Origin of the sequence: Nostoc sp. (genome assembly GCF_036917275.1) — a bacterium.
In the GTDB taxonomy this organism is placed as follows: domain Bacteria; phylum Cyanobacteriota; class Cyanobacteriia; order Cyanobacteriales; family Nostocaceae; genus Nostoc.
Genome location: NZ_JBALDF010000008.1, coordinates 43,800 through 70,756, shown reverse-complemented (window position 1 = coordinate 70,756; position 26,957 = coordinate 43,800). Strand labels below are relative to the sequence as shown.

The window sequence follows — 26,957 nt, the reverse complement described above, 5'->3', positions numbered from 1 at the left end:
CACTACACTATCCAACCTGACTTGATAAATTGCTAATTACACAAATAAATAAAATAAGGCATAGCAAACTTATACTAGCAGGTAGATTATCTGATGACTATACCAGAGTCAATTAAAAAATTTATCACATGGATACAAGGCTTTGACCATCGGATTTTACAAAATGAAGATGATGTAAAAGAAAAGTTAATTTTGCCCATGTTTCACTATCTCTGCTATCCAGAGAAATGTCATCGTGAATACCCTTTAAAAATATCTAAGTCAGGAAAGTATGGCAAAAGTCCAGAAATTGCTCATATTTATTATACAACAGATAATATTGAGCAACAAAATACAGATACCTCACTGATTTTTATTGAAGCAATAGAACCGTATACAAATAAATTCCATGACGCTATTGAGCAAGCCAAATTTTATAGTATTCATTTTAATTCACTATTTTTTATAGTTACTAATGGATATCAAATAAAGGTTTTTAAACGCCTCCATTACCATAAAGAAGAGTCTATATTTGATTTAGATATAGATACATTTAAAAATATTGATATTGCCTCAAACTTTTATAATCAACTCAATTTTGATTTGGTTAAAAATATCGATAAAAATACACCCGGTATTTTAACTTATACTAAATATAACTTAATAGAAAGATTTATCAGACGCTATCCAGATTTACAGGATGTTTTAGAACAATGTGATTTTGAGCCTTCCACTAGGAGAGAAGGCTATCGCTTAATTGTTGTGAAAACGAAAGTAGCGATCGCATGTAATTTACCCAAAGCGTTTGCAGAGGGTAATTGTGAAATAGAGTTCAGCAGCATCATTTTAAGAGGTCTAAAAATTTACTTAAATCATCAAGATATTTTAGGTCAATTAATGACTGGATTGCACACCCAGCCAGATTGGGGATGTCGTCGGTTTTTTAAACAGTTAGATAAAAATACTTTTGAGGTATATTTAGGTCAAACAACTCTAATCTTATCAGAGTTAGAAACAGTAGATTTGTGTTTGTGTATTGATGGAGTTTGCCAACAATATAAAAATTTAATAATTGAATTTGAAAATACTTTAGAAACATGGAATTTTGAATTCGTAAAATTTTCCGAAAGTCGCGGTTTTATCCTTTTTTCTGTAAAACAAGAATTATGGGATTTAATGCAGCAGTTTGCTAATGAATTTGATTATACTAAAGGTAAGTCAGAATGGCATTTATTCCATAGAGAATATATATCAATTCGAGTCAGTCGAGGAATTCGCAATCATACATTTATCTTACCCCAAATTGATAATAATTTATATTTATTTCCTAATAATCAGATTAACATAATCTATGAACTAAATGATGTTAATTTGCAATCTTTTGAGACAGATAAATTAACCTTATTGCAGCAAGATATTGGAGTACTAGGAACCTGGACAGCTAGATATAGTAAACAGTGGTTATTAGAGAAATATATTCCAAAGGTTATTAATTATTATTCAGGAAAGTCTCAACTATCTGAAGCGGAATTGTTAGCTAAAATAACGAATTACACAAGTGACCGTACGTTAATTAGAGAAATTGATAATCTCAGAGATTTAGTACCTTATCTTCGCGACATCCAATCTTGGCTACATATATATGTAGAAAATATTCCTGCTTCGTTCTTGAAACCATATTACCAAGCCTATACAAATTTGGTGCGTAATACTGATTCGTCTATAATAGGTATAGACTATATTATCGGGAATTTGCATAAAATTGAGTGGAAAAATCCGCAAGAAGAAATTCCTCACAATTCCAGAGATGGGAAAAACTTAACTTTTAAACATGCTATGGATTGCTTAGATCAGCAAGTAGCAAGAATAAATAATTGTAAATACGAGAATAGTTTCAAGGCAGATTTAATAACTCGGACATTTATTTGGATTATACAAAATGGTAAAATCTCTTTCTCGCAAGCTCAATTAAATGCTGCTAAACAGGCTTTGCTACCACTTTGGGAACAAAGTCGCTTTGAAATGCGCCATGTGTATCCTAATCGATAAAGCTACATAATCTGCTGTAAATCCAACACAAATCCAGGTAGGACATTTTCTCCTGATAAACTAATAGGATTGTCTAATATCTCTACATCTTTACCTGGACGATAAATTTCTACTCGCTTGTTTTTCCGGTCAATTAACCAGCCTAATTGAGCGCCATTTTCGATATATTCCTGCATTTTATCCTGTAATTCTTTCAAGGAATCAGTACGAGAACGCAACTCTACTACAAAATCAGGGCAAATCGGGGCAAATTTTTCTTGTTGTTCTGGGGTTAAAGCATTCCAACGCTCAATTTTTACCCAAGAAGCATCGGGAGAACGTTCTGCACCATTAGGTAGGGTGAAGCCAGTTGAAGAATCAAAACCTTTGCCTAATTTAGTCTGTTTATTCCAAATTCCTAACTCAACAACCATATCAAAGTTACGATTGCCAGTATCACTACCTGTAGGTGGCATAATTAATAATTCCCCTGATGCAGTACGCTCAAATCGATAATCGCGGTTTTGCTGACACATCTGGAAAAATTGATCATCAGTTAAGTCTATTTTCAATTTGAGTGTAGAAGGTAAAGTGATTGTCGTGGCGTTCATAAGCTATTGTGAGCATCTTACTTCTAGTTTAGTGGTGTGTGAGGTGCGATCGCTGCTAGGAGATGATGGCGATCGCACATTACACAAATTGCAACAAAACGTAACGGATGAACATACATAGGTGTAGTATAAGTGATACGAATTGTGGCTTCATTGGTTTAACAGTGGTGCAAGGGCAAACAGAACTTTCCAAGACAGATTTGAGATTGAACAGTTTCAAATTTGAAATTACTGATATGAGTCAGCAAACAGGTGAATTGAGAAAGCAATATGCCTTTTTGCTTGCCCAAAACACCAACATGAGTGCGCGATCTACCGAAATTAGAAAGCAATCAGGCATTTTGAGAAAGCAATATACCTTTTTGCTTGCTGAATCTATCGAAATCAGAAAGCAATCAGGCATTTTAAGAAAGGAATATACCTTTTTGCTTGCTGAATCTACCGAAATCAGAAAGCAATCAGGCATTTTAAGAAAGCAATATGCCTTTTCGCTTGCTGAATCTACCGAAATCAGAAAGCAATCAGGCATTTTGAGAAAGCATTTGAACTAAATGCTTTCTCATTTAAGTATTTTGCTTATTGAATTCGATTTTATTTATTTTTTCGATGAAGTAACTAGTTATGGTGATCGGTTTGACGACAAGTCCAGAGTTTCGGAGTCTTCCGCTTTGCGTCTACGTCAAGCATTATGCTTCAATACTGCAAGCTAGCATCCTAAGTATTGTGGCTTCTTTGGTGCAATAGTGGCGATCGCCAAAAATGTGGCAATTAAAAGCAAGCTACGGGTTGGCAACGAACCCACAGATTAAAAAGATACGGGTAACGACATAAGGCTGAAGCCTGGGTAGAAAATTAAGTGCAACCTCACTTATAGTCCGTCTGCTGGCATTTGACCTGACAATGTGGTAAAAGTCACCCATTTAGGTGAAGACATACAGACATATAATACCTATTATGAAGTAAGATTAAGCAACATGAAGCTAATTATGCGTCTAGTTGTTAGTTTACTAATTAAAGATTTAATCCAAAAATTTTAACAACTCCGCATTCCTGCACTTGTCCTTTAATATACAGGCTACTCCCATAAAGCAAGATTTATAGGCTTCTAGATATGGCTACGCACATACAAATTCCTGATTTTGGCAAACTTAAGTATCCATTCCGCTGGCTGATGGGGCTGATAGCAGGGAGTGCCTTGGTTGTTGGTATCACAACCTACACCCTGGTAAATCAAGGGACAAAAGAAGACATTGCTCAATTAACTGTCCCAGTGGCAGCGAAAAACGTCACCTTGAGGATTACAGCTAGTGGTAAAATCGTGCCAGTTCAGAGCGTAAATATTAGTCCGAAGAACCCTGGAGTGCTATCGCAATTATATGTACAACAAGGCGATCGCATTCAACAAGGGCAAATTCTCGCTCGGATGGATAGTGCCAGCATTGAGGCTCAAAGAAGCCAGTACCGTGCTAATTTAGCCCAAAGTCAAGCACAACTAGCCGAAGCCGTTGCTGGTAGTCGTCCTCAAGAAATCGCTCAAGCAAAGGCGCGGTTAGCACAAGCTCAAGCCCAGCTAGCCGCAGCTAGGGCTGGTAATCGTCCCCAAGAAATTGCTCAATCTCAATCCCAAGTGGATGCGGCTCAAGCAAAGGCGAATTACACCAGTGGACAGGTAAAGCGTTATCAATACTTATACGAGCAGGGAGCAGAGAATAAACAATTACTCGATCAAGCCATCAGTGAAGACAAAAGTGCTAAAGCCAGTCTAGAAGAAGCTAAAAAACGATTCTCGTTAGTCCAAACTGGCACTCGCACTGAGGAAATCGACCAACGCCAAGCAGCTGTTACTGAAGCACGGGCTGCATTGGTACTGTTGCAAGATGGCACCCGTCCTGAGGAAGTTGTCCAGCGCCAAGCAGCTGTTGCGGCTGCTGAGGCTCAATTGAAGGGTGTGCAAGTGCAGTTAGAAGATACAATTATTCGCGCTCCTCTTTCGGGAATTGTGACGCAAAAGTATTCCGATCCAGGCGCGTTTGTCACACCCACAACTTCTGCTTCTGCTAGTGCGTCGGCAACTTCTAGTTCAATTGTCGCCGTAGCACGCGGTTTAGAAGTATTAGCTCAAGTTCCCGAAGCCGATCTTGGCAGAATTAAACAGGGACAGCAGGTGGAAATTGTCGCCGATGCTTATCCCGATCAAGTTTTTAAAGGTCATGTGCGCCTGATTGCTCCAGAAGCAGTGATAGAACAAGGTGTGACATCCTTCCAGGTGCGGGTTACTCTCGATACTGGCACAGATAAACTGCGTTCTGGCTTAAATGTCGATCTGACTTTTGTAGGCGATCGCGTTAATAATGCCTTGGTGTTACCAACGGTGTCAATCGTCACCGAAAAGGGTAAAACTGGCGTACTTGTACCAGATGCAAAAAATAAACCCCAGTTCCGCGAAATTACAGTTGGGGCACAAATCCAAGACCAAACTCAGATTTTAGAGGGAGTTAAAGAAGGCGATCGCATTTTTGTCAACCCACCCAAAGACTACAAAATCGAAAAGGCTAAGGAACAAAATAATAAATAATTCCCTTAGCAAGAATATATTGTTTCAACAGGTTAACGCATAGAAAACCTCTAATTACAAGATTTTTGAAACTTTAATTACGAATTAGGAACTTGTATTGAGCGCAGCCGAAATATTACGAATTACAAATTAGTATGAACCCCTTAGAAAGTCTTAAGATGGCGGGTAAAACCCTGCTGTCAAATAAGCTGCGTAGTGCCCTCACCATGCTGGGTATAGTTATTGGCAACGCCTCAGTGATTGCCATGATTGGCATTGGCGAAGGTGGGCAAAAGTACGTGAATAAACAGCTGGAGTCATTAGGGCCAAATGTGCTGTTTATCCTCCCGGGTAATCGAGAAACTCAGCGGATCTCCTTTGAAGTGCCAAAAACTCTCGTGTTGCAAGATGCCGAAGCGATCGCCTCTCAAGTACCAACTGTAGTAGGAGTTTCTCCCGAATTAAATACAAGACAAGTAATTACATACCGCAACAGAAACACTGATGTCAACATTATTGGCACAACTCCCAGTTTTCTGTCGGTGCGGGATTTTGAAACTGCTAAAGGTAGGTTTTTTAGCGAGGTAGACATCAAGCGAAGTAACCAAGTCGTTGTGCTAGGTGGAGACTTGGCAGAAAAACTATTCGGTAATAGTAACGCTATCGGTCAGCAATTGCGAGTTGGAAATACCAGCTTTCAAGTGATTGGGACGTTAATAGCCAAAGGTTCCAGCGTCGGAGCAGATTATGATAATGCTGCGGTAATACCGATTACAACCTCAGCAAACCGACTTGTGGGAAAGAATTCTCCTTATGGTATTGCTTTAGATTATCTCGTGGCTGCCGCTCGTGATTCAGAGAGTGTGGATGCAGCAGAATTTCAAATTACTAATTTGCTGCGCCTCCGGCACAAAATTAATGGTGAAGATGACTTTACTCTTCGCTCTCAAAAAGATGCTTTGCAAACTGTCGGTCAAATCACAGGTGCATTGACAATTATGTTAGCAGCGATCGCAAGTATATCGCTGTTTGTCGGCGGCATTGGCATCATGAATATTATGCTTGTCTCCGTCACCGAACGCACCCAAGAAATCGGATTGAGAAAAGCGATCGGCGCAACTGAGCAAGATATTTTGCTACAGTTTATCATTGAGGCAGTAATAGTTTCAGCAGCTGGCGGTTTAGTTGGGACTGCGGTTGGTGTCGGTGGCATTCTATTAGTGGCAGCCTTAACTCCCTTAGAAGCCGCACTTTCTCCAACAGCGATTATTATGGCAGTTGGTGTTTCTGGTGGTATTGGTTTATTCTTTGGCGTTGTTCCTGCACGTCGCGCTGCTAAACTCGACCCGATTGTGGCGTTAAGAAGTGCTTAGTGATGGGGATTAGACATCTCCAATTAAGGATGCGTTATCTGAAACCCTTGTAGAGACGTTACATGTAACGTCTCTATAAAAGTTTTTACTCCTATGTCTAAGGCGATCGCATTCCCCGATAACTAGCAACTTGGGTTACTAGTGTAAAATTAGTACATCGGAGCCAAAATTTTCCACCACAACTTCCTGTACTAGATTCCTAATCATGGAAACAAATTTCTCAAGGTCAAATGGTTTAAGTAAATATTCATCAAACTCTACATCTGGAATTTGGTCATGAGTACCTGTGGTAGATGTTGAAGTCACAATGATTGGGATACGGTTGCCATTGTCTGCTTTCATAGCATTCAATCTATTTAGCAATGTATAAATACTTTCACCTAAAAATCTAATTTCAGTGACAATGATGTTGGGCGTGAACCAATTCAGGATTTCTAAGGCTTCTTTTACCGAACCAGCGGTAATCACAGTTGCACTCAGGTCTGTGAGTAAAAACGTGTACAAATCTCTACTATCGCGATCGTTGTCTACAACGAGTACTTGTACACCTTTGAGTATCCCAACTCTCAAGCAAAAGCCATTGATTGAATTCATAACAAGACCTGCAATTAGGGATTCAAGTGCAAAGTGGGCTGAAAAATCTTTAGTCTTAAGTGTCAGCAGCAGGGTAGGCTCAGAGAAAACTACCAAAAGAAGGATTTTTGCAAGAAATTAAATGAAAAGTTCTCTTCTTCTAATATCACAAAGCGTTGTTTTATTTTCTCATTTATTTGATTGATTACGACACAAAACGTAATAATAGACCAATTTAGCAACCCAAAACCTAGTCTGAGTAAAATTTACTGAAATTGGTACTCCAATTCAGTCAGGGAGATGTCACAGACGATGGGTGGCGTGAAAATGTGATTTGGCTACTTTTACCGCAACGGGCAGTGCGGCACGCAATCGCCTTTTACTGATTATCTGTGTGTAACAAAATTCAAGTTTGATATCAAACACCCCTCAGTAAGAAAATCCATTGCCTTAAAACCTAGTGACATCTGCGGTTGTGCTGTCTTGTCGGGATGTTTAAGAGACAATGCTGAGATTGGCTGTTGTGAGGTTGTAGTCTAAATGCCTTTATTTGTACCAATATTTAGTGTATTTTTGCTCTTGTCCAACTGTTTATAAAGCGCCTCAATTTGCTTATAAGCTTTTTCAAGAGTTACTTTTCCAGCTATTTATAGGACTTACGCACACTCTACGAATTCTCGGCGCTCTTGGCACGGCAGTTGCTTCAAGTCGGCAGAGCCGCCCAACGCACTGCCTCGTCTTGGCGGTTCGATAAATTAAGCGAAGTTGGCAATTTTTGCGTAATATAGAATCGGAGCGTTGCATTTGTTGTTGTTGATAGCATATATCTCGTAACGTATAGCCCTCAAAAACTGTCATTGCAGAGGACATTGCTTCCTGCCAAATTTGCTGGATGAGAATATTCCCTATAGTTTGAGAGGCATCTATACACTGTTGTTGACTATTAACTCCTTCCAGACAATTCAGAATCTCCAACAGTGTGATTTGTTCTGGTGGGTTGCTCAGTAAATAACCCCCCTCGACTCCCCGCCGACTATAGACTAAACCAGAACGCCGTAGGAGCATCAAAATTTGCTCTAAATAATGCTCTGGTATTTGCTGAACAAATGCAATCTGTTCAATTGGCAATAATTTTCCCTGTTCGTGCTGTTTAGCTAGTTCTAGCAAAGCCAGCAAGGTATATCTAAATTTAGAAGAAATTTCCATCATTTTAGAGCAAACATTAGCTGCTCAAATACTGCAACCTGATATCCAAAAATTTTTGACAGTCTAGTTTTATCGAACTTCAAATAAAAAATCAAGTCTTTTCAGTCCTATTTCTATTTTCGTTCTGATCTTTGCTCAATCTCGCTCAGAAACTTAAGCTGTATATTAACTTCTCTCCCGCATTTCATCCTTACCCTCACCTGCTCGAAGCTATAAGAATATATTTCGGTAATTAATAGCAAGCCCAAATCTCTGTGGAGTACTAGAGAGCCAGAAAGGTGGTGGTTGAGAGCGGCCAATATGTCCATATATACTACCTGAAGTACAGGAAATAAGTACTTGATTTCAGCACTATCAGTTGGTATCGTTTGATTTCCCGAATGAGTTGATTAACTACGACACAAAACGTAGTCAAGACCATTTTTGCAACCTAACCCAATTTGAGGAATTAACCAACTAAATTATTGCCATTCCCTGTCTTCAAGTTCCTTGCTCGGCAACAATAAGGTGACTTCAATTTCCTGTCTGATAGCAGGCGTCACTTCACAATTGCTATGCAAGCAATCGAGTAGTAACTGATTGGCATCGTAGTAGTGTTGTAGCACTTGCTGTTGTTCATGGCTAAACTGCCACTGGTTGTTAATGTTGCGATAATTAATGATCGTTAAGTTTAACTTTTTAGACCAGGTTGAATAGTTCGTCTGCCACCATAGCTCAAACCGTTTTTGATTTTGATGAGAATTTGGAAATTGGTTAGAGAGTTGTTGCAGGGATTTATAGAGTCCAACATCCAAAACAATGCCCAGAATGCTCGATAAAGCATCTCCACAGGCGTGGATGTGGGCAAAGTCCTGGCTCCCATCAATTGCACAATCTACCAGCAGGTCATCTAATGCCGCATCCAGAAACATCCCTTGGTCGAGGCTGCTAGCTAGGGCAAAGTGAGGAGCTATGTGAGGAGTCCGACTCAAGGCAAGGTAAAATGCTCGAATTGTTGCATTTTTTTGTTCAGTGGCAATACTGCGGGATTTTTGGCTAGCCCACGTCAAAAACTCTTGTAAATAAGAGTCTTGGGCAACCAGTGTATCAATCTGTTTTTTCATCAACTGTACCAGAGAGTCTGCACTCCGAAGCATGGTAGCGGTTAACAAGAAGATTTCGCGCCAGTGTGGGTCGGTGATATGACTGACCAGACCTTCCAGAGCTTGCTCAAATGCCTGTAGGTTATGGCTGGCAACGATTTTTCTGGCTGTGAAATATTCTTGAAACGCCAGATAGGAGAAGGAAAAAATTCCCCGCGCCCGTTCTACCAGTAGCCCATGTTGAGCCTCGATCGCTTTCAGTACCGCTTCGCTTTCTATTTGCAGTTCCTCTGCATCCATTCGCACGTTGGTCAAATTCTGAATATACTCACTAATGTATTGCTCAACGAGGCGTTGCTCAAAAAAGTACTGACCTTTCTCAAATGTCGCTGCTGCAATCTGACTTAACAACTTGAGCTTTTGTGGTAATAAAAACCCTCGGTAAACATCATCCCGTTCAATACCTCTAACTTCATCCCATTTGCCCAATAGAAGATCCAGCCCTTGTTTATAAAATTCAGTCCGCTTAGTCGGAAATTTTTCTTGACCGTGGAACACCAAACAGGCAAGATGCAGAAATAGGGGTGTGATGACGAGTTGGCGAAATTGCCAGTTTTCAGGTAAGTTCAGCTTCTGAATAAACTCAATAGACTGCACCTGACCATCTTGAATATTCGTCTTGCTAAAGGCCACAAACCATTTTTCAGCAAAGGCTCGGATTTGTTCTGAGGTAAATGGCGCAATCTCAACATCAGTAAAGCCTCGGAGTCTAAGTCTTTGAGTTGCTGTTCGACAGCTTGCCACAAACTGATTTTTGTGATACCTATCTGAAAACCTCCGAATTTCGCTTAAGATAGGATTGCTCTGTTGGTTAAGAACTTCATCCATGCCATCAAGCAACAGTAAGACTCTGCCTGTATTAAGCAAGGTTTCTATGACTGACGGATCTGAAATTCTAGATGTGAGAAACTCCTGGTGGATGTATTTTAATAGGCTGAAGTTGGTGACTTTAGACTCTTCAGCAAAATTTCTCAGTGTGATGAAGATTGGAACTTGATTCGCCGCAAATGCACCTTGGTTACACTGAATAGCGAGATGTTGCAAAAAAGTAGTTTTACCTACCCCAGGTTTGCCTAACACCCTGAGCTTGTGGTAGGTTTCCACTGCCCGTATACCAGGTATTTGTTTTCGGTCAATCTCACCTAAGCCAAAGCGATCAAATTCTTCTGAATTAAACTTTTGTAGTTCCGATATATCTAACCACTGAAGGCTTTCAATTTCCTCCAAAATATTCACATCAATATATATGTCATCGATCGCAACAGGATGGCTGATATCCAATAACTGCAAAATACCACACTGATCTTGAATTTTGTCAAAGCGTTGCGATCGCACTTGTTGCACTAATATATCAATATCTAGGACAGGAGACTGGGTGTATTCTTCTAGTTCCAAGAATTCTGCCGGAGGATTAGTAGCAATCTCCCGCCAATTCAGTTCTAATACCAAACAAATTTCAATAAAAGTATGACGCTCAACCGGACGACCACTAAAAAACCGCCAAATTGGTTGTCTAGTCTTGAGGTTGATTTCCGCTGCTAGATTGTCTTGTGTCCACCACTTGCGAGCAAATGCTTTTTTAGCCTCTTGAATCCCGGTGAGTGATGCTTGGAGCGATCGCTTGACCATAGGACAACACCTTGAACGTCAAATCATGAACTTTAACTTTTATTAATATCTGCAACTTTATAGTTTTTTTGTATTAACACAATTTTACTCGCTTAAAGTTATACACAACACTGGAGTCTACTCTAAAAACTTTCAACTTTTGTGACAAAATTAAACATTATATACATTTCAATCTTTTGCCAATATATGAACTCAAACACTTATCTGTAATACCTAAGTAGATATTGAATGGTTACTTAACAGCTATTTGCTTGCTCATAAATTATAGTTGCATTAAATAAGCTTCTAGGTTACTGTAGTTTATTGTTGAGTGTTAGATGAGTAAGTTTGCTAATAGACACAGATGCGATCGCAAGCAAGTTTAACTAACGCTCTCCTAAGAAATACAAATGTTTCTTTACATCGATCACGAACGATTTTTATTTGATGAAAATAATACAAAAGGGCTAAAGTAGCTAGCATCATCAGATCAATCTCTAGCTGTTCCGGTTGCATTTTCTAAACTGGCATTTGCTGATTACAGTGGCTACAACGCCAATAAAGTCTTTTTAAACGCATATAGCGGAGTAAAGTGTTAGAACAGCAAAGGCAAGTATGCCTCTTGAGCATAACTGGATTGATTTCTGTAGATATAAAACCTTGACTGCAACCAATACTCAGATTAGTTAGATTCCTTAATAAAGATTCCATCTGAAAATCTTGAATTTTTAAAGCAATTTAACTGATGTTGTATTGACTCCTCAGAGGTTGTTTGAAAAGTGGTTAACTGTGATTTTAATCGAATTATTACCCCCCTTAATCCCCCCTTATAAAGGGGGGAAATAAGAAAATCCGGTTCCCTCCCCAATATATCGGTGAGGGTTAGGGTAGGGTAAAAAATATTTGATACATCAATCATGACTTTTAAAACATCCTCTCAGACCCATTTGCACAATAATCATATCGCTGTCTAAAGTATTTACTAACATATACTTAGACAAACGTAAGGTAGTGACTAGACCTCTTGCAAAAGTTAAAAAATCAGGAATGTCATTCTGAGCGGAACGCAGTCAAGAGAAAAATTTTAGTATTCTGTTTCACTCCGCTCAACATGACAATTTAAGCATTTATTTAAGAGGTCTACTATAAATAGTTTCAAGTCCACATACCTTATTAGCTATCTATACGTTTGTTGACCCAGGAATCAATAATGATGTAGATGACACCGTTATCATCAGCAGCATCGGGTTTTGAGGCTGTGAGTCATAATCAACATTGACATTATAGAAAGGGTCAGTTTTTAAACTTGAACCTTCAATCGACTTTATGGGCATCACCTTGCCAGAAACAATGTGATACGTCAGGAGTTGCTGGAGCTTATCAATATTCTTAAGCAATGTTTCTACAGTATCTGCTGGAAGCTTTGCAAAAGCTTCATTTGTGGATGCAGAGGCGATAAACGAGTCAACACCTTTGAGAGTATCTATCAGATTGGCAGCCTTGATTGCATCAACTAGGGTGCTAAAAGAACCAGCAGTAACGGCGGTATCAGTAGTATTAGCCATTTATTTGACTTGGTTTTATGATAGGTAATGATTTTTAGGATGACATCCTAGTGTTAGAAATCATGTTTGAGCAAGCGGTTGAGTAGTGTATAAGTTGTATAATCTGAGCTAAAAAATTGAAATAATTAAAATACAGCAGAATTTAGTAGGACTTACGCAAAAATCGCCCAAAAGCTTAATTTGTCGAACCGCCAAGACGAGGCAGTGCGTTGGGCGGCTCTGCCGACTTGAAGCAACTGCCGTGCCAAGAACGCCAAGAGTTCGTAGAGTGTGCGTAAGTCCTATTTAGGAGTCAATCAATTTTGGACTTTCCTGCGGAACGCTACGCGTAGCTTGCTTCCACGTTCGCGGAGCGTCTCGTAGAGAAGTGGTAGGGCTACGCTCAGTCGAACGATTTTGGATTGACTACTTCGGCTTTTTTCGGCTTCGGTTCCATCAAGGCAAGTCGCTCAGTGACTGACTCAGGCAAGATTGGGTATGGGGCAAGCCGAATAATAAAATTGAGAATTTTGGATTTGTTCCGCCCGCGTTAGCGTCTCTAAGAGTTATCCGGGGCGGGGCATGAACCAAAAAATCTTTTATTTAAAATTGTAAGTCCTGAATTACTACAGGCAGAGATCGTTGAAGCAGGAATCACGCGACTTTGAGTCGTGTGAGGTTCAATAAGTTATTTCACTTTTTCAAAACTAAATGGAAGGAATTTAAATATCCTGTAATAGTTTTAGCTAATGTCTTCTGCTGTTTTTTTGTAGTTATTGCCATTACTTGATATAGTCTTCCTTCGGCAACATACATTCTACTTTTAGTGATTTTCCCTCCAGAATTGATGTACTCAATTTCTTTGCCAGGATGATTATTGGAACTACGAATATTTCGTTGACTAATTAAATTACTTTTCGTAGTCTTTAAAGCCATATCCCGTGCATTATTAAGTAGAGCTTGGGGGTCAGCCATTTGACCGTAACTATAAGGAAAATCATTGTAAGCAACTAGATATGCTACTTGCTGTTTTGGTGGTTGAGCGACAAATATTTCTAAGGTAATTTCCCCCATGTAAGTTTTTTGCGATTGAGTATTTCTGTTGGGGCTTCCCGGCATCAGAATAGAAAAGCGCCCATCTGGAGCGGTGAATAACTTCCATTGTGGCTGTGTGGGTTGAGAAACGGTTGGTTTGATAACAGCCGCCGGAGGTTTGAGTTGACGTGCTTCCACCAGAATAGATCCACCACAGACAAAGGTGGCGGCGATTAATGGCAACAGACTTTTAACTGTCATATTTTTTGCCTTTCGAGATGCTGATATTACTGATGATGCTAGCTGTTATAACCCAGCAGCACGTAAAGCAGCACCAATTAGTCCCACTTGCGGGTTGAGGATAATATACACGGGTATTTCTTCAAGGAGACGGCGCATCCTGCCTTTTTGGGTGAAATTTAATAAGAAACTGCTGTCTTGGATTAAGGGCAGGATTTTGGGTGCAATTCCACCAGCGACGTATAAGCCACCGTAAGGTAAGAGTTTAAGGGCAAGATTTCCGGCTTCTGCACCATAAGCCTCTATAAATAATTGCAAAGTTTGTTCACAGAGGCGATCGCGTTTTTCTAGTGCAGCTGTACCAATGACAGCACCAGCATCAATTTTCTCTTCTTGTCCTGCTTGTTGTTCCCAAGTTCTGACGATTTGGGCGATGTCTGGTGATTCGTGGGCAACTTTGCGATCGCGCAAAAATTGGTAAATTGAGACAATTCCCATTCCCGAAACTACGCGTTCTACAGAAATGCGTTGGATATCATGTTTATTCAGCAGGTATTTTAACAATTGAAACTCGATCTCGTTTCGGGGAGCAAAATCAGTGTGTCCACCTTCTGAGGAGAAGACTTGATAGTTGTTTCCCTGCCTAATTAAAAATCCTTGTCCTAAGCCGGTACCAGCACCAATAATGGCAATCGGGGCTTCGGGTTGAGATTTGCCAACCTGCAATGTCAGCAAGTCTTGTTTTTGTAAACCTAAAATGCCATAGCCAACGGCGGCAAAGTCGTTAATCAAAGAAATTTGTGGGATACCCAATTCTTGTTCTAGACGTTCGGTATCCAAAAACCAGGCTAAATTGGTCAGCTTGGCAGTATTTTTGACAATGGGACCTGCGATCGCAAAACAAGCCTTTTGTGGTATAGCTGTATTAGCGTTAACCAAAAACTTCTGCACTATCGGTACTAAATCGGGAAAATCGCCACTGTGGAAGCTTTCCTGATAAATAGGATCTGAACTTGGTGAGTCTGATGTTTCAACCAATCGCAGAATAGTTTTCGTACCGCCGATGTCTCCTGCTAGTAACAAAGTCATAGAATTTATTCGTGAATTAATTACTTTTTTTGTAGGATATAGCCAATCTCGCAGAAGCCATGAACGCAAATCCCGATCAGAGATTTAAGCAAATCGAATAACTTCTTCTATGTGGGTTAAGTGGGAAGTATCTCCCTTTAGTTCTAATAACCATTCTGGATCTTCGCGTACCACTTTTACCAGGGAACATAAAGAAGCTTTAACTTCTGTTATGGCAATTTCCCCTACTAGCCCCATTGCTCCCCCCAACACTGATGCACCATGTGCTACTAGCAGGATATTTTCTGGGAGGAATTCAGTAGCTAAACATCTAGCAGTTTGTCCAGAACGTTCTCGCACTTTTTCGCGAGTTTCAGGATAATTGGCGGCGATGCGCGAAGTATAGCTGGTGTCAATCCTGGGGAATAACTCTGCTAATGCTGGAGTTGAGAGTCTTTCGGGTTCTTCTGTCATCCAAACTGGATTTAGCCATTCACTCAAGCCTGTTTCCAATTTGATCGATAAGTTAAGCACTTCTGCAACTGCGTTTGCCGTTTGTACGGTTCGCAGGAAAGGAGAAGCGAAAATATGGGAAATATTTTCTCTTCTAAATCGTTTAGCTAACTGTTGTGCCTGCACCATACCATCATCAGACAAAGGTGGATCGTAGCGTCGTTCGGCGGTGAGAAACCAATCAGGGTTTACAAAGTCGAGGCGGTTAGCGTGTCTTGCTATCCAGACTATTTGACTCATGGGTTTAATTATTCCGGTGAATAGAATTCGCCGCTAAACAAATATAGATATCTGCAAGGAGGGCTATAAATATTAATATATGATAAAAATTGTAATATTTTTTAATAATAATAGTTATGAGGAAAAATTATCATTCCTATCAATGTAGCTTTTATTAAAGCTTTTTTAGGTAACTATTTAAAGCAATATCGACTATAGTAATCTACTGAAATATTTAAGATTGCAATAGTGATACTTCGGCTATAGCCTTTTTCGCCATTTTTCTAAAGCTACCTCAACTAATAAAGCGTCATAATATCGAGTTAGCTGCTGAACAATATATCTATCTTCAGCATTTTTCAATTCCAATACAACTAACTGTTTATTTTCCCTCAATGCTAAAACATCACAAATTTGACCTTTAATATAATATTGTCGCTTTAGCGGAATTAATCCGAAAAGTTCCTTTAAATTCGCCCAGACGAAATCTTCTAAATCAGCTTCAGTCGCAAATTTCCAACTATTACCCCTCTTTATTAAATTCACGAAATCCATTATCTGACTCTGACTTCAGTAAATTACTACCTTTAGTATTCCCAAAGCCAGATATGAATTTATACAATTGTTTATAACTTCAACCATCCAAATAGTTGCCCTACAGTTAACTGAAAGCCGCTAACTAAATCTGGAACTGGTAATATTTCTTGTTCTTCTTGTAAAAGTTCAGGTTGCTGCTTTGGTGGATAGACTAAAACAGAACGCTCATCTGGATCAATCAGCCAACCGAAGCGACTACCATGCTTTAGACAATGTAAAATATTTCCGGTTACTTTAGTCTGGCTCTGATCTGGCGAAAGAATCTCAATTGTCCAGTCTGGATGTGTTTTGAAGACATTCACCACATCTCCACGTTCATCTATGGGAATCCGTTCCCAAGCAAACACAGCTACATCTGGCACAATTGAACGTCCGCCAAAAGTACATCGCAATTCTGGGAATGCAAGGGCAACTCTTTGAGGTTTAGCTACAGAATTGATATTACTGACTAGTTCACCTTGAAGAATACTATGTTTTCCCTGTGGCATTGGCTTTTGAATAATTTGACTGTTGATGTATTCTGAGCTAGGCTTCGTTTCTGGTAGTTTCAAAAATTCTTCTAAAGTTAAGGATTTAATTGGTGATTTTACCATACGCTTGTACCTCCCTAGTTTTCATTTAATTAATCACCCTAAATAAGCTTTTTTAACTTGCTCATTACTAATTAATTCTGATGCTGCGCCTGTTAAAGTTATAGAACCAGCTTCTAGAACATAACCGCGATCGGCAATTTGGAGAGCAAGATTAGCGTTTTGTTCAACTAACAGAATAGTAACGCCTGTAGCCCGGAGATTTTCAATAATAGAGAAGATTTCCCGGACGATCGCAGGTGCTAAACCTAAGCTAGGCTCGTCTAAAAGTAAGAGTTGTGGTTTACTCATTACAGCCCGAGCGATCGCTAACATTTGTTGTTCACCACCGCTAAGGGTTCCTGCTAGTTGATCACGTCTTTGTGACAATCGCGGAAATAGCTCAAATTGATGCTGAATATCTGCTTTTATCTCTGTTTTATTAGAACGAATATAAGCACCCAAAAGTAAGTTATCAAACACTGTTTGCCGTGCTAATACTCTGCGTCCTTCTGGACAGTGAGCAATACCAAGTTGTACAACTTCATGAGTTTGTCGGCGGGTAATATTATGTCCATTATAGATAATCACACCACTCTTAGGATTAACTATTTTAGATATGGTGCGGAGTGTAGTAGTTTTACCAGCACCATTAGCACCAATTAGAGTCACTACCTCACCTTTTTTAATAATTAAATTAATTTTTTTAAGAGCTTGAATACCGCCATAATTAACATCAAGTTCTTGAACTTCTAGAATTGTATAATTAGGTTTAATATCGGCGTTCATTGGCGGTTTATATCCAGAAATGTTGATTCAAAACCTAACATACATCAATCATACATTTACTCAAACAGTGCGCCGCCGATAGGGAAGCGTTAGTGAGTCTTGTCTGCGACACCCTCTTGCGTTCGAGCGTCATAGCCTGTTGTAGTCGGGAGCATCTCACCTTTGCAAATATACCTGGCGATTAAAAATCGCAGCTACGTAAACTTTCGTCCGCCTACGCAAACTCCAAGAATTTGAAACCCACAGAGGTAGGTAAAGTCTCATATAGCCAAGCCAGTGTGCCTTTGCGGTTCTCCGACTTGTACCCCTACTCAAAAGCAAGCTTGGCGCAGCGTCTCCCTTAGAAGAAGCAACTGACGCGCGAATTCTATTTGCCAAGACAGGCGTGTTTTTCCACTCATTGAGATGCTTCCGTTATAGTCATTGCTTCAACTTAAAAAATAACGTCAGAATACTGCAATCATTGTGATATACCATTAATTACTGATAAGCATATCAAGTGTCTTGTGACAAAAGCAGCAGATATTGGTAGCAAGCGACTAATTAATTTAGCTCCTGATGCATGGGTACAGTGGGTGACACAGCGTCCTGAAGTTGTGGCGAAAGAAATTCTCGGCTCTGAGTTTCAGTGGATTAGCCACGAAACAGATGTGTTGGTGAAGGCATACAGCACTACCCACGGGGATTTTTTGGTACTTAACGAACTACAATTGCGTTACACAGCCCAGATGCCTCTACGGATGAGAGTCAATGCTGCCTTAGCACAACAGCGCTACCGACTACCAACTTACCCAGTACTGATCAACATTTTACCGCCTCCATCCACCTTAACTATTGTCAATAGCTACGAGCAGGAATTTTTGGGATTACGTGCCATCCAAGATTATCACGTGATTAATTTGTGGGAAATCGATGCTGAGATAGTATTTCAGCAACCACTACCATCCTTGTTACCCTTTGTGCCAATCCTGCGAGGAGGAGGAGAGATAGCAGTTGTGCAACGCGCACTACAGGCGCTACGAGCAGATGCAGAGTTGAACGAGTTAGAATCATTGCTGGCATTTTTTGCTAGCTTTGTTTTAGACACGCCTTTAGTGGAAGAAATCATGAGGTGGGATATGGCAGTATTGCGAGAATCGCCTTGGTATCATGAAATTGAGCAAAGAGGTATTCAAGAGGGTGCGCGACGGCAGCTAATCCGCGTATTGGAACAACGCTTTGGTGAAATTTCCCATGAGGCAGAAATAAGGCTTGAGGGCAAGAATGTCGATCAATTAGAAACTTTAATGGATAGCGCGATCGCTGTAAGTTCTTTAGACGAATTTGTGAGTATTTTGTCTATTTGAGCAAACAGCGATCGCCTTTAGATTTTTCACAATTATTATCTGTCTAAATTATTCAAATCTTCAAGGGAATTTGCTTCACCAATTACCGTTACCCGGATGGTGTTAGCATCCAAATTTGTTACTGTTATTTCAGTAACTCCCGCAAGTGGTTTTTGCTCGCTCCATGCGTTTTTCTGTCAAGTAACCGAATACGGTAAAATACGGTAGTACTAAACGAGTCGCTGAAAAGCACGTTGAAGGGTGTGTAAGCCTTTTGTGGCTACCCGAATTCAATAAACGACTGCCCGAATTCAATAAACGCCTGCCCGAATTCAATAAACGCCTGCCCGAATTCAATAAACGACTGCCCGAATTCAATAAACGACTGCCCGAATTCAATAAACGACTGCCCGAATTCAATAAACGACTGTCCGAATTCAATAGACCTCTTGCAAAAATCCTTGAATTACCCCTCCCCAACCCTCCCCTTATAAAGGGGAGGGGGCAAGATTTCAAGTTTTCCCTTTTTATAAGCGGGGATAAAGGGGGTCTATTCGACTTATGCAAGAGGTCTAATATAGGAACTTCGCAAATTTGGTTTTATTAAACACGAAAGCGATCGCTTTGCCAACGCCTGCCGTAGGATGCCCAAAGGGCTGTAGGGCGATCGCAATCAGGCGGGCGCTTAAGCTGCCATCGCGTTTTGTTTGAAATTTGCCTGTTCACTGGTTGTTTGCGTCTTGTCAGCACTAGCACTAATGACGACTGATATCAAAGGAGGTGCTATCACAACAAGAGCAGTCTCTGCTTACTCCTGCTGTTCTTGAGTTGACTCTACAATGTCTCGATTTGTGGCAAAGCCGTTGAGGATTAATCCGCGAATAATTGATACCTCTTTGTCTAAGTTACGCGCATAATCTTCATATTTCATGTATGCTTTGTGCAAATTGTAACTTTTCATTTGTTGAGCCATTTGACGCGAAAATGTTACCTTTTCCTCTAAAGCTCGAACAGCCGACCACAAAGCATTTTCAATATTCTCAGTTTGTTCACTCAATAAGACATTGGCAGTAAAAGAATGCCCGGTATGGCAGCGAAATCGCAGCGGCTTCGAGTCCTTAATTTGCCAAATATTACCATGACATTGAGGACAAGTATAAGTCGTGCGAGTCCCAATCTCTTCTACATTCTCTAAAAACTCTTTAGTATTCATTTGCTGTAGAGCAATGTTTGACTCGATCTCCATTTCTTTTGGTATTGGATAAGCTTTTTCTTCTGCTACTGGTTCCTTAGTTAAACGGACTAGCAGGTTTGGGATTTCTGCTAATGTTAGGCAGTAATCGACCTCGACAAACTGTAATGCACTCTTTGCCATACTGGGGTATTGTGCCTCCTGTGGGTCTTGCACTATGGCAACTCCGCCCCGCTTTTTAACCGCTTGTAAACCGACTGTGCCATCATCCAGGTAGCCAGTGAGAATTACACCCACAACCCTGGGGCCATAAGTAATCGCGGCGGAACGAAATAACGCATCAATTGCGGGTCGAAATTTGTTCTCGTGAGGGCCACGCACCACCCGGAGATGTTCTTGGCTGACTAACAAATGATGATCTGGCGGAGCAATGTAAATGTGTCCTTTTTGAATTTTCTCACCATCCTTGGGGTGGGATGTGGAAAGAGAGCTTAGGCTTTCAAAAATCTCCGGCAGAAGACTGGGTTTGTCTGCTGCCAAGTGTTGAACGATCAACAAGACAGCATCAATGTCGGCAGGCAAAGCACTAATAATGGTACTCAGCGCTCTAAGTCCACCCGCTGAAGTTCCAATAACGATGATGTCGTGTCCAGGCATAAATTTCTTTGTTCACTGCTAGTCACACAAAAAAAATTTACCGCCGACAAATTTTCTTTGCTTGTGGATGGCATTGAGCCGTTAGTTATTCAATTAAGGTAGTAAACCTTAACTTACTGTTATGGTTTAAAATATGCAACTAGCAGAGGAATGAGTTTAATTAAATTTAACTACACCCAGCCGAACTAAGTATAAATAATTTTGTATACGTATTTATCAAACAGAATAGAGGCGTCAGTCGTCAGAATTCAGCAATGTTTTCTGTATGACTAGCGGATGAATAATCGGATTGAATCCCTGACTCATGAATTCTGACTTCTGAATTCTTCTTCAACCGTTCCTTTCTATGACTTCTAACTCACCTGCACCAGATAATTCAGATAAATTGAATACTTCTATTGCATCTGACCCAAGTCAACCCGATGCCCTTTTTCCTGTGGTCGGCATTGCTGCTTCAGCGGGTGGACTAGAAGCATTTACAGAGCTAATCAGCCACCTAACTACAGATACAGGTATGGCATTTGTGCTGATTCAGCATTTATCCCCGGACTACGAAAGCCTGCTGTCCGAAATTCTGGGTAGAGTGACGGAAATGGTTGTGTGTGAAGCGGAAGACCAGATGATCATCGAGCCAAACAAAATTTACGTCATTCCACCTAACGCTCAGATGACGCTAAACAATGGAATGCTGCATTTGGCTCCCCGCCAGAAAACTTTTGGAAAATATATGCCAGGAGATACGTTTTTCTATTCATTGGCAGCACAGCAGGGCAACAAAGCGATCGCTATCGTTCTATCGGGTACTGATGGAGACGGGGCGCAAGGACTCAAAGCTGTCAAGATTGCAGGAGGCGTCACCTTTGCTCAGTGCCAAAGCACGGCTAGATTTGAGAATATGCCGAATACTGCCGTTGCTACCGGAAACGTTGATTTTGTGCTGCCGCCTGAAGCCATTGCTGAAAAACTGGCAGAGCTTAGTCGTAGTCCCTTTTTGTTTCACCCAAAGCCGCTAACGGTGATCAAACAACCGCCTCAACCAGGTGATGCTTTGACCACCATTTTTTCGCTCCTGCGGACGACAACTGGCGTTGACTTTACCCTCTACAAACCGACAACACTGGATCGACGACTACAGCGACGGATGCTGTTGTACAAGTTACAAAACCTGGAAGACTATGCTCAGTACCTGCAAGCGCATCCTAATGAAGTGCAAGCGCTGTATGAAGAAATCCTGATCCACGTCACCAGTTTCTTCCGTGAGCCAGAAGCCTTTGAATATTTGAAAACCCACGTTTTTCCTAGCATTAGTCAAAAAAAATCAGCAGACAATCCGATTCGGATTTGGGTAGCGGGATGTTCAACGGGTGAAGAAGTTTATACGATTGCTATTTGCCTATTAGAGTTTTTTAGCGATCGCGCCAGCCTCCCTTTAATTCAGATATTTGCCACAGACATCAGCGAAGCTGCGATCAGCAAAGCTCGCTTAGGTTTTTATTTAGACGCTCAGTTACAAGGAATTTCACCGCAGCGCCGCAACCGCTTTTTTGTGCCATTGGCAAGCGGTGGCTATCAAGTTAGCAGCACTGTTCGCGAACTGTGCGTCTTTGCTCGGCATAATTTGGGGAGCGACCCGCCATTCTCGAATCTCGACTTGATTAGCTGTCGCAACGTGCTGATTTACTTATCAGATTCGTTGCAGGAATACATTATGTCCCTGTTTAACTACAGTCTCAACTTGAGTGGCTTTTTAATGTTGGGTAGTTCAGAAAGCGTCAAAAACTCTTCAGACCTGTTTAAGCCTGTCCACGAGACCTTCAAAATCTATGCAAGAAAATTGAGCTTGACCCGTCCTTTGTTTTCGTTCACGACCAGTTCTTACCGCACCATGAACGTTGAGCGGCAGCCAAGAACTAAAACCATCGCTGCTAATTTTGATTTAGCGCGAGAAGTCGAGCAAATAATCTCAAATCGCTACGCGCCTGTATCTGTCGTAATCGATGACCAAATGCAGATTTTGCAAGTGCGAGGAGACGCCGATCCCTACCTGAAGTTGGCTGCTGACACAACCAACTTAAATTTGCTGCTGATGGCAAGAGAAGGATTGACTGTTGCGCTGCAAACGGCAATTTATCAAGCCCAAACCCAAAACCTTTCAGTTCGACAAGAGCAAATTCGCATTGAAGCGGGTGAGCGCTCGACCCTGCTGAATCTGGAAGTGATTCCATTCAAACCCGCGACCGCTACGCCGAACCCTCTCTATTTCCTGCTGATTTTTGAAGCGGCTTTACCTGCGGTTCAACCAAGCTCCGCTACTGCTCAAAGCCAAGAATCAGAAAACGAAAGCTCAGACCGTGAAATTATTCAGCTACGGCAGGCGCTAGCAGCTGCGACGCAACGCGAATTCTCAGTTCAAGCGCATCTGCAAGTGGTGATTCAAGAACACAATTATCTCAACCAAAGCCTGCGAGTGGCAAACGAAGAAATTCTGTCGAGCAACGAGGAGTTGCAAAGCACAAATGAAGAACTCCAAACGGCTAAAGAAGAGATTCAAGCCACCAACGAAGAACTCTCTACGACCAACGACGAACTTCGCAACCGCAACTTGCGCCAAAACCGAGACAATAGCGATCTGAATAATTTTATTGACAGCATCAGTATTCCGATTCTCATACTGACCAATGATTTAATTATTTACCGCTTTACGCCCGCAGCCCAGCGACTCTTCAATTTTATCCTTGCCGATGTCGGGCGACCTTTTAGCGACCTCCGCACCAATTTTGACGTTCCCAACCTAGAATCGATGATATTAGAGGTGCTGGAGACACTTAATACCATTGAACAGGAGATTCAAACCCAAGCAGGCTATTGGTATACCCTCCGCATTCGCCCCTATCGCACGACAGAAAACCGGATTGATGGGGTGACAATGGTTTTCATGGATATTGACGCGCTTAAACGCCATACCGCCACTTTAGAGTTAGCTCGTCAGCAGGCAGAAACAGCTAACCGAGCCAAAGATGAATTCCTCTCGAACCTCTCACATGAACTCCGCAATCCCCTAAACATCATGCTGGGCTGGACACAAATGCTACGCACCCGCGGACTCGATCAAGCCAAGGTTACTAGTGCTTTAGAAATCATTGAGCGGAGTGCAAAAGCGCAATCTCAGTTAATTAATGATATTTTAGATACCTCTGGAATTGTCAACGGTAAGCTCAATCTCAGCACCCGTCCGCTCGATCTGCTTTTAGTAGTGGAAGCCGCGATCGAGACAGTGCAATTATCAGCCGAAGTAAAAAATATTCAAATCGTTTCAAACTTGAATTCTGAGATGATCGTCGGTGATGGCGATCGCTTACAGCAAGTCCTGTATAATCTTTTATCGAATGCGATCAAATTTACGCCCGAAGGTGGACAAGTCGAAATTAGCCTCGTGTCTGACAGAACTCACGCTCAAATTCAAGTCAGTGATACAGGACAAGGAATTTCGGCAGACTTGTTGCCGTATATTTTTGAGCGATTTCGTCAAGGAGATTCCAGCACCACGAAAGCGAAGCCAGGGCTGGGACTGGGGCTATCGATCGCGCAGTATTTGGTTGAACTGCATGGTGGCACGATTCAGGCAGACAGTCCAGGTTCAGGACAAGGAGCAACGTTCACCGTTAGGCTGCCAAAAAGGGGTCTACAAGGGGAGTTTACACTGTCGAGCGATTTAGAGCCGACTGCGTTAGAAGTCGCCCCAGATCGTTCGAGCGATCCTGTCCCCTCATTGTCGGGTTTGCAGATTTTAGCGGTTGACGATCAAGTCGATGCCCGTGACATAGTTAAATTTGTGCTGGAAGAGTACGGGGCCCAAGTGCTGACTGTGGCATCTGCAAGAGTTGCTTTAGCGGTTCTAAGTAAAAACCCCAGTCGGTACGATCTGCTAATTTGTGATCTGGGAATGCCAGAGTTAGATGGCTACTGGTTGATTCGGCAAGTGCGATCGCTCAGTGCAGAAGCCGGAGGGCAAATTCCAGCCATTGTGCTGACTGCCTATGTAAGTGAGTCAGAACAACAACTGAGCATTGAGGCTGGGTTTCAAATGCACGTTGCTAAACCTGTCGAGCCAGATCAATTAGCGTTGTTCGTTGCACACCTAGTAGGACGAGCTTAGATAATTGGCTCAATGATATAGCAAGGGACTGGGGACTGGGTGAAAAGCCTTTTTGTGTCTAAGTTTTATCATCTGTTAATGTCCTAACCACCTTGGCTGTTGCTATAGCAGGCGATCGCGTAGCGTCTCCAAAGGAGAATCGCACAACCCCATCACTAGCCGTTACCAAAATTGCGGATGAACAAAGCAGCTAAAAGCTTATTTAATAAATATTCTTTAGATGTAATACCACACTTCAAGTTACGATAAATCTCACTTCTTGAGAGCATCTACACCCCGATGGCAAAACCTGCCGATGTCAGTACCAAAAAATTAATCAGTCTTGCACCCGACAACTGGGTAAGATGGGTAACGCAAATTCCAAATCTCGTTGCTGGGGAAATTCTCACCAGTGAATTTCAGTGGATTAGCCGAGAAAGTGATGTATTAATCCGTGTCACAAGTCCCCAACACGGAGAATTTCTGGTTCTCAACGAATTGCAATTACGCTATCAATCCAAAATGCCACGTCGGATGCGTGCATACGCTGCACTTGCGGAAGAAAAATATAACTTACCAACATACCCCGTTCTCATCAACATTCTTAAAACTGGTAACAACCAAATACCCACAAGCTTTACATCAAATCTTGCAGGATTACGGGCAATACAAGATTATCGGGTAATTAACTTGTGGGAAGTCGATGTTAACATTGCTTTTGAACAACCTTTACCTTCCTTACTGCCGTTTGTACCTATTCTTAAAGGTGGTGAAAATGAATCTACTATTAGAGAAGCATTGCAAATTCTCCGTGCTGATGAACAACTGAATCAACTGGAAACAGTCTTAGCTTTTTTTGCTACGTTTGTTTTAGAGAGTGCCCTAATTCAAGAAATCATGAGGTGGGATATGACTGTATTACATGAGTCGCCTTGGTATCAGGAAATTTTACGCGAAGGAGAAGCACGCGGAGAAGCACGCGGGGAAGCACGCGGAGAAGCACGCGGAGAACTGCGAGGAATACTTTCTAGTATTGAAATTAATTTAGAGTTGAAATTCGGTGATAACGGGTTACAGTTAATGCCACAAATCAACCAAATTAATGATCTAGAGCGTTTGAAGACAATTTTACGGAACGTTGTAACTGCAAATAATATTGAGGAATTGCAACAGGTTTTGTAATTTGAGACAGATAGTCATTCATTGCCTAAATAAGCTTCAATTACAGCCGGATTATTTCTGACTACAGATGGTTCACCCAAAGCAATTAATTGACCGAAATCTAATACCGCAATGCGATCGCACAAACCCATAACCAAAGGTACATGGTGTTCAATCAGGATGATCGTCAAATTGAAGCGATCGCGCAGGCTGCGAATAAATGCACTGAGTTGCTGCTTTTCGTTGGGGTTCATCCCCGCCGCAGGTTCATCGAGAAGTAAGATTTGCGGTTTTAATGCTAAAGCACGGGCAATTTCTAGCCGACGCTGATCACCGTAGGCAAAGTTTTTAGCTTTTTCGTGGGCGCGATCGCTCAATCCCACCAAATCTAATAAATCTAAAGCTTTCTGCTTAGTTTTCAATTCTTCACTAGGCGCTGGTGGTAATCCCAAAACTCCTGTAATTATATTACTTTTAGTGTGTAAATGTCGGGCAATTATCACATTTTCTAATGCCGATAATTCCCCAAACAAGCGGATATTTTGGAAGGTACGGGCGATACCTAAAGCAGCAATTTTATGAGGACGCAGTTGGGAAATTTCTCCACCTTGATAAATTAATTGACCGCTAGAAGGTGGAATGAAGGCAGTAATCAAATTAAACAGTGTTGTTTTGCCAGCACCATTAGGGCCAATAAGTCCAAAAATCTCATATTTATTTACACTAAAAGATACATTATTAACTGCTATTAGACCACCAAAGCGGCGAGTCAATGCTCGTGCTTCTAAGACAATACTGCTGTTATCTGCTGGAATCCTATATGACATTTTTGCATATTA

General features: G+C 41.2%; 22 protein-coding genes and 1 pseudogene. 8 read left to right on the top strand and 15 right to left on the bottom strand.

Translation table 11 applies throughout. The features are described from left to right. The first annotated feature begins 93 nt into the window (after positions 1-93). Positions 94-2,028, top strand: a complete 1,935-nt coding sequence (locus V7K35_RS03210; RefSeq protein ID WP_335076343.1) for a hypothetical protein — start codon at positions 94-96, stop codon at positions 2,026-2,028. Positions 2,029-2,030: 2 nt separating this feature from the next. On the opposite strand, the gene V7K35_RS03205 is transcribed toward V7K35_RS03210, so the two are convergent. After that, entirely contained in the window at positions 2,031-2,618 is a 588-nt protein-coding gene (locus V7K35_RS03205) for a Uma2 family endonuclease (protein ID WP_335076341.1), read from the bottom strand. Between V7K35_RS03205 and V7K35_RS03200 the strand changes: the two genes are divergently transcribed. The 4 genes from V7K35_RS03200 to V7K35_RS03185 all read left to right on the top strand — a co-directional run bounded on the left by V7K35_RS03200 (position 2,608) and on the right by V7K35_RS03185 (position 6,545). Next, a complete protein-coding gene (locus V7K35_RS03200) occupies positions 2,608-2,739 on the top strand; it encodes a hypothetical protein (RefSeq protein WP_335076339.1) in 132 nt (43 codons plus the stop codon). The two genes, V7K35_RS03205 and V7K35_RS03200, sit on opposite strands and share 11 nt — an antisense overlap. Before the next feature lie 115 nt (positions 2,740-2,854). After that, a complete protein-coding gene (locus tag V7K35_RS03195; RefSeq protein WP_335076337.1) occupies positions 2,855-3,169 on the top strand; it encodes a hypothetical protein in 315 nt (104 codons plus the stop codon). A 560-nt stretch (positions 3,170-3,729) separates the two neighbouring features. Then, positions 3,730-5,193 carry an efflux RND transporter periplasmic adaptor subunit gene (locus V7K35_RS03190; RefSeq protein ID WP_335076335.1) on the top strand — a complete coding sequence of 488 codons (1,464 nt, stop codon included), beginning with the start codon at positions 3,730-3,732 and terminating at the stop codon, positions 5,191-5,193. A gap of 134 nt (positions 5,194-5,327) precedes the next feature. Continuing rightward, entirely contained in the window at positions 5,328-6,545 is a 1,218-nt protein-coding gene (locus V7K35_RS03185) for an ABC transporter permease (RefSeq protein ID WP_335076333.1), read from the top strand. A 138-nt stretch (positions 6,546-6,683) separates the two neighbouring features. Here the strand turns inward: V7K35_RS03185 and V7K35_RS03180 are convergent, their stop codons facing one another. From V7K35_RS03180 to V7K35_RS03135, 11 genes and pseudogenes are all read right to left on the bottom strand, one after another. Beyond that, entirely contained in the window at positions 6,684-7,139 is a 456-nt protein-coding gene (locus V7K35_RS03180; RefSeq protein WP_335076331.1) for a response regulator, read from the bottom strand. Positions 7,140-7,654: 515 nt separating this feature from the next. After that, positions 7,655-7,726 carry a hypothetical protein gene (locus tag V7K35_RS29590; RefSeq protein ID WP_442939677.1) on the bottom strand — a complete coding sequence of 24 codons (72 nt, stop codon included), beginning with the start codon at positions 7,724-7,726 and terminating at the stop codon, positions 7,655-7,657. 16 nt (positions 7,727-7,742) lie between these two features. Beyond that, positions 7,743-8,327, bottom strand: a complete 585-nt coding sequence (locus tag V7K35_RS03175) for an RrF2 family transcriptional regulator (RefSeq protein WP_335076329.1) — start codon at positions 8,325-8,327, stop codon at positions 7,743-7,745. 458 nt (positions 8,328-8,785) lie between these two features. Next, complete coding sequence (locus V7K35_RS03170; RefSeq protein WP_335076327.1) at positions 8,786-11,095, bottom strand: NACHT domain-containing protein; 2,310 nt, start codon at positions 11,093-11,095, stop codon at positions 8,786-8,788. 1,152 nt (positions 11,096-12,247) lie between these two features. Further along, positions 12,248-12,639 (bottom strand): annotated as a pseudogene (locus tag V7K35_RS03165) (fasciclin domain-containing protein). Positions 12,640-13,311: 672 nt separating this feature from the next. Beyond that, complete coding sequence (locus V7K35_RS03160; protein WP_335076325.1) at positions 13,312-13,914, bottom strand: hypothetical protein; 603 nt, start codon at positions 13,912-13,914, stop codon at positions 13,312-13,314. A 45-nt stretch (positions 13,915-13,959) separates the two neighbouring features. Further along, a complete protein-coding gene (locus tag V7K35_RS03155; protein WP_335076323.1) occupies positions 13,960-14,982 on the bottom strand; it encodes a glucokinase in 1,023 nt (340 codons plus the stop codon). A gap of 84 nt (positions 14,983-15,066) precedes the next feature. Further along, positions 15,067-15,714 carry a histidine phosphatase family protein gene (locus V7K35_RS03150; RefSeq protein ID WP_335076321.1) on the bottom strand — a complete coding sequence of 216 codons (648 nt, stop codon included), beginning with the start codon at positions 15,712-15,714 and terminating at the stop codon, positions 15,067-15,069. 240 nt (positions 15,715-15,954) lie between these two features. Continuing rightward, positions 15,955-16,239 (bottom strand): endonuclease NucS domain-containing protein, encoded by a 285-nt coding sequence (locus V7K35_RS03145; protein ID WP_335076319.1) that lies wholly within the window; start codon positions 16,237-16,239, stop codon positions 15,955-15,957. 80 nt (positions 16,240-16,319) lie between these two features. After that, positions 16,320-16,883, bottom strand: coding sequence for a Uma2 family endonuclease (locus V7K35_RS03140; protein WP_335076317.1), 564 nt, complete (start codon positions 16,881-16,883; stop codon positions 16,320-16,322). 33 nt (positions 16,884-16,916) lie between these two features. Beyond that, complete coding sequence (locus V7K35_RS03135) at positions 16,917-17,648, bottom strand: ABC transporter ATP-binding protein (protein ID WP_335076316.1); 732 nt, start codon at positions 17,646-17,648, stop codon at positions 16,917-16,919. Positions 17,649-18,154: 506 nt separating this feature from the next. Here V7K35_RS03135 and V7K35_RS03130 point away from each other — a divergent pair. Beyond that, positions 18,155-18,994, top strand: coding sequence for an Rpn family recombination-promoting nuclease/putative transposase (locus tag V7K35_RS03130; protein WP_335076314.1), 840 nt, complete (start codon positions 18,155-18,157; stop codon positions 18,992-18,994). A gap of 582 nt (positions 18,995-19,576) precedes the next feature. On the opposite strand, the gene V7K35_RS03125 is transcribed toward V7K35_RS03130, so the two are convergent. Next, complete coding sequence (locus V7K35_RS03125; RefSeq protein WP_335076312.1) at positions 19,577-19,699, bottom strand: hypothetical protein; 123 nt, start codon at positions 19,697-19,699, stop codon at positions 19,577-19,579. An 82-nt stretch (positions 19,700-19,781) separates the two neighbouring features. After that, positions 19,782-20,822: a chemotaxis protein CheB gene (locus V7K35_RS03120; RefSeq protein ID WP_335076310.1), complete on the bottom strand. Its 1,041-nt coding sequence runs from the start codon at positions 20,820-20,822 to the stop codon at positions 19,782-19,784. A gap of 346 nt (positions 20,823-21,168) precedes the next feature. On the opposite strand from V7K35_RS03120, the gene V7K35_RS03115 reads away from it, so the two are divergent. Then, complete coding sequence (locus V7K35_RS03115) at positions 21,169-24,978, top strand: CheR family methyltransferase (protein ID WP_335076308.1); 3,810 nt, start codon at positions 21,169-21,171, stop codon at positions 24,976-24,978. Positions 24,979-25,257: 279 nt separating this feature from the next. After that, positions 25,258-26,139, top strand: a complete 882-nt coding sequence (locus V7K35_RS03110) for an Rpn family recombination-promoting nuclease/putative transposase (RefSeq protein WP_335076307.1) — start codon at positions 25,258-25,260, stop codon at positions 26,137-26,139. Positions 26,140-26,153: 14 nt separating this feature from the next. On the opposite strand, the gene V7K35_RS03105 is transcribed toward V7K35_RS03110, so the two are convergent. Then, entirely contained in the window at positions 26,154-26,945 is a 792-nt protein-coding gene (locus tag V7K35_RS03105) for an ABC transporter ATP-binding protein (RefSeq protein ID WP_335076305.1), read from the bottom strand. Between the last annotated feature and the right edge of the window lie 12 nt (positions 26,946-26,957).